This window comes from Allorhizocola rhizosphaerae, assembly GCF_003426775.1.
GTDB lineage: Bacteria > Actinomycetota > Actinomycetes > Mycobacteriales > Micromonosporaceae > Allorhizocola > Allorhizocola rhizosphaerae.
The window spans coordinates 25,032-35,116 of record NZ_QJUG01000080.1 but is presented as its reverse complement, the minus strand read 5'-3'; the positions used below and the strand labels follow the sequence as shown (position 1 = coordinate 35,116).

The following is a 10,085-nucleotide window of genomic DNA, read 5'->3' as shown; positions in this document are numbered from 1 at the left end:
CGCGGAAGGTGGGTGGAAGGTTGGTGGAAGGGGGAAGGAAGGTGGGGCGCGGATTCTGCGTCGCGTGAGGACTTTCCTGGCGGTCGTGCTGGTTGTGTTGATGGTTGGGGTGCTGCGGACGCCTGAGCCTGCGGCTGCTGCGGGCCCGTCGACCGAGCTGGAGCGGATCGATCCCGTGCCCGTCACCCAACAGGTGATGGGCGGACGTGGCCCGGATCAGGCCACGTCCAGCGCGCTGTCGGGCAATCAGCCGCCTGGCAGCGCGCCCAAGGAAGGCGGCGGCACGCCCGGCGCGAGCCCGCTGTCGCCGTCGGCCAGCTGGCAGGTCTCCGGCCATACGGGCGACTTCACGTGGTCGTATCCGCTGCGCGTGCCGCCCTCGCCCGGTGGGCTGGAGCCGCAGCTCGCGCTGTCGTACTCATCGTCCACTGTGGATGGCCGGACGAGCGCGACCAACAACCAGGCGTCGTGGGTGGGCGATGGCTGGGACCTGTCGGCCGGGTTTGTCGAGCGGATCTATGGCGCGTGCGCGACCGACGGGCATCCGGACAGTGGGGATCTGTGCTGGCGGACGGACAACGCGGTGGTGTCGTTTCCGGGCGGCGGCGGGCAGCTGATCCGTGAGGCAGGCCGTATTTGGCGGCTGGAGGCGGACAACGGGGCGAGGATTGAGCAGCGTACCGGCGTAGTCAACGGCGATGATGATGGCGAGCATTGGGAGATCACGACGGTCGACGGGACGCGGTATTTCTTCGGGTCGCGTCCGGAGTCGCAGTCGACGTGGACCGTGCCTGTCGTGGGGGACGACGCGGGGGAGCCGTGCCATCAGACCGGGCGGTGTGTGCAGGCGTGGCGGTGGAATCTCGACCGGGTCGTCGACACGCATGGCAACGAGTTGACGTATCGGTATGAGGCGGAAACGCATACGTATGGGGCGAACCTGACGTATGTCAGGGGTGGGACGCTTAGGGCCATCGATTATGCGGGCGGGCGGGTCGACTTCGTCACGGCCGATCGGTGTGTGCCGGGTAGCGAGTGCACTCAGGCGCGCAAGGAGAACTGGCCCGACGTGCCGTGGGACGGGGACAAGTCCGCGCCGAGCTTCTGGACCGGCAAACGGCTGGCGAAGGTGACGACGACCGCGCGGAACGACGGCGTGGAGAAGCTTGTCGAGTCGTGGACGCTGGAGCATCTGTTCCCGAATCCGGGAGACGGGGGCAAGCCCGCGCTGTGGCTGCGGTCCATTACGCGCACCGGGCATGTTGGCGGGGAAGTTGCTCTGCCGCCTGTGGTTTTTGAGGGGCAGCGGCTGGGCAATCGGGTGCACCTCGACGATGCTTACGCGAGGCTCAATCGGTACCGGATAAATGCCATTGTGACCGAGACCGGTGGGGTTATCGATATCCGTTACCGCGCACCGGATTGCACCCCGACGTCACTTCCGGCAGCGGCGCAGGGCAACACGAAGCTGTGCTATCCGGTGAAGTGGAAACCCAAGGACAGCCCGGAGCGCGCGGACTGGTTCATCAAATACGTGGTCGAGGCGGTCAGCGAGCACGACCGGATGGGCAGCACGCTGGCGCACACCACCAGCTATGAGTACCTCGACGGGGCCGCCTGGCAGTTGGACACCGGCGAGTTCACCGAGCAGAGCAAGCGCACGTGGAGCGAGTATCGCGGGTTCGCCCGAGTCCGGGTGCGCAAGGGCACCCTGCCCGATCCGAGCGGGCTGGTGGGCATGACCGAGTATCGCTATCACCGCGGCATGGACGGCGACACCGGCCCGGATTTCACCTGGCTGGCCGGTTTCCAGCATTACACGGCCGTGCACCTGGGCGAGACCGAGACCGTCGTGAGCAAGAGCGTGAGCACGCCCACCTGGCAGGGCCCGTTCGCGACCCGCGGGGCGCTGAAATCCTATCTGGTGCGCACCGGGCAGACGCAGACCTCCAACGATGTGCGGCAGACCCGCAAGGTGTCCACTTTCGACGATCGCGGGCTGGTGACCTCCGTCGACGACCTGGGCGACATCGCCACACCCGACGACGATCGGTGCACGCGCACCACCTACGCCCGCAACACGGCGGCGTGGATCCTCGACCGTGCCTCGCGGACGGAGGTGTTCGCGGTCAGCTGCGTCACCACCCCGGCCCTCCCGCGCGACGGCCTTGCCGACGTGCAAACCGCTTACGACGGGCAGGACTTCGGGCTGCCACCGTCCAAAGGCGACCCGACGCGAGTGAAGAGCGCCAAAGAGTGGGGCGTCTATCAGGACACGATGACCACCCAGTTCGACTCGCTGGGCCGTCCAACCAAGACAATCGACGCGCTGGGCCGCGTGACCACGACCGCCTACACGCCGACGACGGTCAGCACGACCAACGCGTTGGGGCACACCGTGACCACCACCCTCGAACCCGCGTGGGGGCTGCCGACCAAGAGCGTGGACGCCAACACTCACCTGACGGAGACCGCCTACGACCCGCTCGGACGGGTCAAGGAGGTGTGGCTGCCCAACCGGCCGCGCACCAAGTTTCCGGCCGCGGGCAGCGAGCGATATGCCTATCTGGTACGCAACGACGCGCCCACCGTCGTGAGCACCACAACGCTCGGGCCGACCGGCAACTACGTCACGTCCAATGTGCTCTATGACGGCCTGCTGCGCATGCGGCAGACGCAGGAACCGGCCCCCGGTGGCGGGCGGCTGATCGTCGACACCCGCTATGACACGCACGGGCGGGCCTACCTGACGACCAGCCCGTTCTACTCGGACGGCGCCGTCGACGACAAACTGTGGCTCGCGCATGACACGAACGTGCCCGCGCTGACGGTCAACCGGTACGACGGGGCCGAACGCGTGACCGTGACCGAGTTCCGCGTGCACGACCACATGACCAAGCGGACCACGGTGGTGTACGGAGCGGACCGCGTGCACGTCACGCCGCCGCCCGGTGCGCCGCCGACCACGACCGTCACCGATGCGCGCGGCCGGACCGTCGAGCTCATCGAGGCCGGAAAGTCCACGCGCTACACCTATTCGAAGTCCGGCCAGCTGGCGTCGATCACCGATCCGGCGGGCAACACGTGGCGCTACGAATATGACCTACTCGGGCGGCAGACGCGGGCCGAAGACGTCGACAAGGGCGTGGCAGTGTCCACATACGACGCCGCGGGGCAGCTGACCACGGTCACGGACGCCCGCGGGAGCACGCTGAGCCATGAGTATGACGCGCTCGGCCGCAAGACCCGTGTCAAGCGGGGCACGGACACGCTGGCGGAGTGGACCTATGACACGGTGACCAACGGCATCGGAATGCCTGCGCGCTCCACTCGGTACCAGGAAGGAAAGGCTTATATCACCGAAATCAGCGGCTACTCGACGCTGAAACAGCCGACGCGCACGAAGGTCACGATTCCGGACATCGACACCAGCTTCACGACCTACTTCACCTACAACACCGACGGCAGCCGCAAGGAGGAGCTCCTGCCTCCGGTCGGCGATCTGCCGGCGGAAAGCATCACGCACACCTACGACGACGCCGGCCGTCCAATCAAGACATACGGCGGCTTCCCCGGCAAGACCGTATGGTATGTGTCCAACACCGAATACACCCGCTACGGCGAGGCGACGCGGCTGCACCTGGGCGAGGGCACGACGCGTGCCTGGCTGACCGGCTATCACCAGCTTGGCACCCGCTGGCCGGAGCGGATGGTGGTCGACGCCGAGGCGCCCGCGCCCAAGGTGTCCGACTCGACGCTGCGTTACGACGAGGCCGGCAATATCACGTCGATCGAGGAAACCGATGAGCGGCAATGCTTCCGCTACGACCCGCATCGCCGGCTGACCCAGGCGTGGACACCGGTCGGCGACTGTTCGACCCAGCCGCTCGGCGGTCCCGCGCCCTACCGGCAGGCATTCACCTATGACGACGCGGGCAACCGCACCAGCGACCTGACGCGCCAATACACCTACACCCGGGGCCATCGTCTCGACGGTCACGAATACGACGCCGCCGGAAACACCGTCTCCCGTCCCGGGCAGCGGCTCGAGTGGGACGCCGAGGGCCATCTGTCCAAAGTGGTCAGTGAGGCGGGCGAGACGAGCTTCGTCTACACCGCCGACGGCGACCGGCTCATGCGCAAGGATCCGTCAGGCACGACGATTTATCTTGCGGGGCAGGAGTTGCGCATCGACCGGGCCACCGGTGTGCGCAAGGCGACCCGCTACTACACACACGCGGGTGCTGTGGTGGCCGTACGGGCCGACGGCCGCCTGACCTGGCTGGCCGGCGACCACCAGAACACCGCTCAGGTCGCCATCGACGCGGAAACGCTTGCGGTGCAACGCCGCAGGTTTGACCCGTTCGGCAACCCGCGCGGGGATCAAGGCGCTTTTCCAAGCGATAAAGGCTTTTTAGGGGGTACCGCGGACGCCTCCACCGGGCTGACCCACCTCGGTGCGCGCGAGTACGATCCGGCATTGGGCCGCTTCATCTCCGTCGACCCGATCCTCGCCCCCGACGACCCCCAGCAGCTCAACGGCTACGGCTACGCCAACAACAGCCCGGTGACCTACAGCGATCCCAGCGGGCTGTTCCGCGCCAGCTGCCCGGACGGCGAATGCCGGTTCGGCGGGTGGGCCAAGAACAAGAGCCCGGCCAGCACGTGGGGCAACACGAAGCCGTTCCAGCACCGGTGTGCAGATGCCGCCAAGAGGTGCCGGGCGGCCGAACCGACGACGACCAAAATGAGCAGCGGGATGGTCGTGCGGCGCAGTGTCTACGGCATCACGGTCAACCGGCTGGCGATCCCGCACATGAGGGACTCGACGGCCCTGATCGAAGGCATGAACCGGTTTGCCGGGGACGGCTACTTCGAGCGCAACTCCGACATCGGCCACCGTGACTCGCTGTGGGCGCTCATCGGCGCGTGCGAGACGTACGCGAAGGACGCCTGCTCGAACGAGCTCTACATGTGGGCGCACGAAATGCAGCAGCCCAACATCGACCGCGAGCTGAAGATCCTCGGGCAGGTATTCGCCCCCGGTGTTCGCGGGATGCCGGCGGTCCGGGGCGGCGTCTCCACGCCGAAAACGGGCGGCGGCACCACGGCCGGGTCGGCGAAGCCGTGTCACAGCTTCGATGGGTCCACCCCGGTGCGCATGGCCGACGGCACGGACAAGCCGATCCGCGATGTCGAACTGGGCGACGAGGTGCTCGCCACCGACCCGGAAACGGGCCGCACCGAGGCGCGGGAAGTGGTCCTGCTGCACCGCAACCGGGACTACGATCTGGTCGACCTGACGGTGCGCACGGCCGGAGGCGAGACCACCACGCTGAAAACGACCGCCACGCACCCGTTCTGGGTGAACTCGCGGGAGTCGTGGGTGGACGCCGCCGAGGTGCGGGTGGGCGACCTCCTGCACGGCCTCGGCGGCGGGCTCGTCGAAGTCGTTGGCGCGCAAAGCTTCGCGGGCGACAAGATCATGCATGACCTCACAGTCGAGGGCATCCACACCTACTATGTCGTTGCCACGCGGACGCCGGTGCTGGTGCACAACAACAATGGCTTCTGCGAGAAGCACCCGATCCCCGGCTGGACCGATCCGCGCTACAAGGGCCCGTGCACCTGTCCCGCCGGGTCGCAGATGAAGGGCGCGCCGGAGCGGCACCCCGGCGAGGGCGTGCCGTCCCAGCCGCAGACGGTGTTGGGTGCCTCGGCCAGGAGCGCGAAGCTCATTGACGACGCGCTGGAGGCGGGCGGGGATCCGACCGTCGGGATCGTCGTCGGCTCGGTGGCCGCGGCCGGCGGGATCGCCCGTGGCGTGCGCGGCATCGGAAGGTGGTGGCGAGCGCGCTGACGCGCGGGCACGCTCAGCCGGCGATCGTGGGGTCGGATTCGAACCCGGGAAGGTGAGGTTCCGCGCGGCGGTATATCCTATTTATGCTATTTGCCCCTACCATCGCAGCATGGCTAATGCGATCGGCGTTGGGGGGACGACGCCGTGCTGACCCCTCTGCTCATCGTGGTCGGCACCGTTGTCGTTGTGGGAATCGGCCTGCTGGTCGTCCGCAGGGTCATCCCCGGCGAGGCCAAGCAGCCGCATCACGACGTCGCCGCCGCGATCTTCTCGATGGTCGGTGTCCTCTACGCTGTGATCCTGGCCTTTGTGGTCATCGTGGTGTGGGAGAACCACAACGGCACCGGCGCCGAGGCGAACGTCGAGGCGAACGAGGTGTCCCGGCTCTACTTCACCGCTCGCGCCCTGCCGGAGCCCCAGCGCAAGGAGATGATGGAGCTCGCGAGGGACTATGCCGGCACCGTGGCGGGCGAAGAGTGGGCGCTGATGGCGCAGGGCCAAAGCAGCCCGAAGGCCCGAGCCCAGGTGGCCCGCATGCGAGTCGTCGTCCAAGGAATGCAGCCGACGACGGCACGCGATGAGATCCTCATGAGCAACTCGCTCGACGCGATCAACGCGTTGGTCGACGCGCGGCGGGCGCGAACCGGCGCGCTGACCTCGCCGGTGTCGCCCATCATGTGGATCGGCCTCATCGCGGGCAGCGTGATCACTGTGGCGTTCACGTTCATCTTCGACCACTCTCGCTATCTGTTGCATCTGCTGATGGTGGGCTCCATGGCCGCATTGATCGCCTTCACCCTCTGGATCGTCCGCGACCTGAGCCTCCCGTTCGCCGGCCTGAACGCGATCGGCCCCGACGCCTTCACCCAGGTGCTGCAACGGTTTCGGGAGTTCCCGCCTTGAGATTGGAGAGTTCGGCATGACAACACGACGCACCCACCTGACCCGCTTCGGGCTGGCTGCCGCGGCCGGGTTCACCGCCGCCGCGACCACAGCGGCTGGGCCCGCCGCGGCCGGTGTCCCCCGGCGAATGCAAGACCAGATCGTGCTGTCCGCGCGGCGCAAGCAGATTACGCTGCCCGTGTTACCGGCACTGGGCGTGGCATACATCGCGACGTTCGACCTGTTCGACCGCAGCGGAGCGACCGTCGGCACCGCGGCTGCCGGGGCAACCGTGGTGGATGTGACGACGGGCGGCCCGGTCGTGCTGGCCCACGTGGTCCTCGTGCTCGCCGACGGGGAGATCCACTATCAGCGGCTGATGAACCGGTTCGGCGCCTATCCCCGGACCGCCACCGGGCCGATTGTCGGCGGCACCGGCATTTACGCGTGCATCTGCGGCGAGGTGGACATCACCTGGCCGGACGCTGAGCGGATCGACCTGGTAGTGCGACCGACGGCCGGGGTCGCGTGACGAGGACCCGTTTCAGGGTCAGGTGATTAGATGTATCGCCCGATGACGTCGCGGATCAGGCCGTCGCGGATGAGATAGGCGTAGGTGAAGCGTTCCTGGCCGCCCGACCGCGTGGTGAAGCGGTAGGTCACGGTCAGCCGGTCGCCCTGCCACTGCTGCCCGGTCGATTCGTAGCGGCCGCCCACCCGCAGCACCTCGGGCACCAGGAAACGATCCATGATCTCCTGCCGGTTGGAATAGATGCGGCCCACGCTGTCGAACCGGGCATCCTCGGCGAACAGGGCCGCGACCCCCGCCTCGTCTCCCGCGTTGGCCGCCTCCAGGAAGCGCTGGGCCACCTGTTCGGCGACACCGGCCGACTCCGGAGCGGCGGCCGGGGTTTCCAGCCCGTCCACATTGGATGACGCGGGCGTCGTCGTGCAGGCCGACAGTGCGCCGAGCAGCACCGCCGCCGTCACGATTCTCTTGAGTGTTCGCATGGTTTGAGCATGGGCGGGCGCCAACCGACGGGTCCAATACCCGCCTTTATGCCGTTTGGTTATCACCACCGGTCTTGGACAGCCCGGCGATCGCGGGCCCATGGTGGACGCGTGACCAATCAACCCATTCTCTCGGCTCGCGTCTGGCTCGTGACCGGTGCGAGCAGCGGCCTCGGCCGGGCGATCAGCGAGGCGGCGGCCCTGCGCGGCGATGTCGTCGTGGCCACGGCACGCCGGCCCGAGGCGCTCGAAGACCTCGTCTCCGCGTATCCCGACCGGGTCGAGGCGGCGCGGCTCGACGTCACGGACGCCGCGGCCGTCGCCGCGGTGCTCTCCGATGTGCAGGCCCGCTATGGCCGCATCGATGTGCTTGTCAACAACGCGGGCCGGGGCCAGGTAGGCGCGGCCGAGGAGACCACCGAACGCGAGCTGCGCGACCTGTTCGAACTGCACGTCTTCGCCCCGGCCCGGCTCGTGCGGGCGGTGCTGCCCGGCATGCGGGCCCGCCGCGCCGGGGCGATCGTGCAACTCTCGTCGTTCGGCGGGCAGGTCGCCTATCCGGGCTTCTCCGCCTACTGCGCAACGAAATTCGCGCTCGAAGGGTACTCCGAGGCGCTCGCCGCGGAGGTCGGTCCGCTGGGCATCCGGGTGCTCATCGTCGAGCCCGGCGCCTTCCGCACCAGCTTTTCCGGGCCCAGCCTGGTGGAAAGCGCCGTGCTGCCCGACTATGACGGCACGGTCGGCCCGATCCGGCACATGATCAAAGGTATCGATGGCGTCCAACCGGGAGATCCGGCCAAGGCGGCCGAGGCGATCCTCATCGCGCTCGCCGCCGACACAACACCGTTGCGTCTGCCGCTTGGCGATGACGCCGTCGATGGGATCAGGACCCACCTCAACGCGGTTGCCGCCGAGGTCGACGCGTGGGAGGGCATCTCCCGCGCCACCGGCCATCCGGCCTGAGCCGTGGCTCAGACACCGCGGCCGGCGATGAGGCTCCGCTCCCTGCCTATGATCGTCTCGATCTCGATCTGGTCGTAGTTGCACAGGAGCACGCCGAACCAGTCCAGGTCGCGGTAGATGGTCCAGTTGGTCGACTCGCCGGCCGCGCCGCCGCCGTGGCCGAAGAGCAGATGGTTGTTCCAGATGGGTGCGGGCGCCCCGTAGGCGGTGAAGCTTCGGGCGGCGGGGTCGCCGGCTCCCCGGGGCCGGTTGGGGAACTTCGGGCTCAGGTAAAGCTCGGTGTAGGCCCGGTTGAGCAGCGTGCCGCCCTGCACGGCGCGTGCGAAGCGGAGCAGATCGGCGGCGGTGGAAAACGCGTTGCCGCCTCCGGTGCCGATGAACATGCGCGCCGCACCCTCCCCGGCGCGGAGGGCATCGACACGTTGGCCGGTGAGGCTGAGCGCGTAGGGGTGGGCGAGGCGTTGGTCGGTCAGCCACTGCGGCCGGGTGTAGTAGTCGGTGCGGGTCATGCCGGCCGGCGTGAAGATGTGTCCGCGGACGTAGTCATAGAAGGACTGCCCGGAGACCTGGGCGACGATCGCGCCGAGGGTGTCGTAACCGTTGTTGCTGTAGCGGTTTTTTGTACCCGGAGGGAACTCCAGCGGCTCCTTGCGGATGATGCTCATGGTCTCCGCCATGACCTCGGCGGCGCTGGTCCACGTGCCTGCCTTGTCGCGGAACTCCTGATTGTTGAGCAGGTCGCCCATGCCCGAGGTGTGGGTGAGCAGGTGGTGAATGGTGACCGTGTTCGCGATCTCGGCGGGAAAGCCGCTCAGATAGGCGCCGAGCGTCTCGTAAAAGTTGATCCTCCCCTGCTGGGCGAGCTGAAGGATGGCCAGCGCGGTGAACGGCTTGGAGGCCGAGGCGAGCGCGAAGATGGTGTCGACTCCGTTCGGGACGGCCCGCTCCCTGTCGGCCATGCCGTAGGCGCGGGCAAGGACCGTCCTGCCGCGGTGGGCGAGCAACACGGTGCCGGAAAACCTGTCCTCCGCGGCGAGCTGGGCGATCAGCCGGTCGTACTCCCCGCCCGGCCTTAGCTCATGCGGTATCCGATGGGACTGAGCGCCGGTTTCAGCGTGGGCGATGCCTGAGGCTGCCAGAGGCGCCGAGGCTGCGAGCGGAGCCGCGCCAAGCGCTCCCAGCAGAGTCCGCCGGCGGGTCGAGCGTTGGTCTCCAGACATGGGGATGGGTTTCCCTTCGGGGCAGAACGTGTGAGGTCCCATAACTTCTACCGGCGCGCGTGTTTCGCGGGCGTTATCTACAGCGCAAAAGCCGCCCGGCAGGCCGGCGACAGGCCCGTGGAAGGGGCAGGCCGGATGCTGATGGACGC

6 protein-coding genes are annotated in these 10,085 nt (G+C 68.0%); 4 read left to right on the top strand and 2 right to left on the bottom strand.

All coding sequences use genetic code 11. From position 1 onward, the window contains the following. Window positions 1-64: 64 nt before the first annotated feature. From DM816_RS18785 to DM816_RS18775, 3 genes are all read left to right on the top strand, one after another. A complete protein-coding gene (locus tag DM816_RS18785; protein ID WP_117211550.1) occupies window positions 65-5,860 on the top strand; it encodes an RHS repeat-associated core domain-containing protein in 5,796 nt (1,931 codons plus the stop codon). A gap of 144 nt (window positions 5,861-6,004) precedes the next feature. Further along, a complete protein-coding gene (locus tag DM816_RS18780) occupies window positions 6,005-6,763 on the top strand; it encodes a bestrophin-like domain (protein ID WP_117211549.1) in 759 nt (252 codons plus the stop codon). A 16-nt stretch (window positions 6,764-6,779) separates the two neighbouring features. Then, complete coding sequence (locus tag DM816_RS18775; RefSeq protein WP_117211548.1) at window positions 6,780-7,274, top strand: allene oxide cyclase barrel-like domain-containing protein; 495 nt, start codon at window positions 6,780-6,782, stop codon at window positions 7,272-7,274. Window positions 7,275-7,300: 26 nt separating this feature from the next. On the opposite strand, the gene DM816_RS18770 is transcribed toward DM816_RS18775, so the two are convergent. Continuing rightward, window positions 7,301-7,753: a nuclear transport factor 2 family protein gene (locus DM816_RS18770; RefSeq protein WP_162907608.1), complete on the bottom strand. Its 453-nt coding sequence runs from the start codon at window positions 7,751-7,753 to the stop codon at window positions 7,301-7,303. Between the two features lie 111 nt (window positions 7,754-7,864). Between DM816_RS18770 and DM816_RS18765 the strand changes: the two genes are divergently transcribed. Next, window positions 7,865-8,716 (top strand): oxidoreductase, encoded by an 852-nt coding sequence (locus DM816_RS18765; protein ID WP_211588762.1) that lies wholly within the window; start codon window positions 7,865-7,867, stop codon window positions 8,714-8,716. Between the two features lie 8 nt (window positions 8,717-8,724). Here DM816_RS18765 and DM816_RS18760 read toward each other — a convergent pair whose 3' ends face one another. Beyond that, a complete protein-coding gene (locus tag DM816_RS18760) occupies window positions 8,725-9,936 on the bottom strand; it encodes a serine hydrolase domain-containing protein (protein WP_117211546.1) in 1,212 nt (403 codons plus the stop codon). Between the last annotated feature and the right edge of the window lie 149 nt (window positions 9,937-10,085).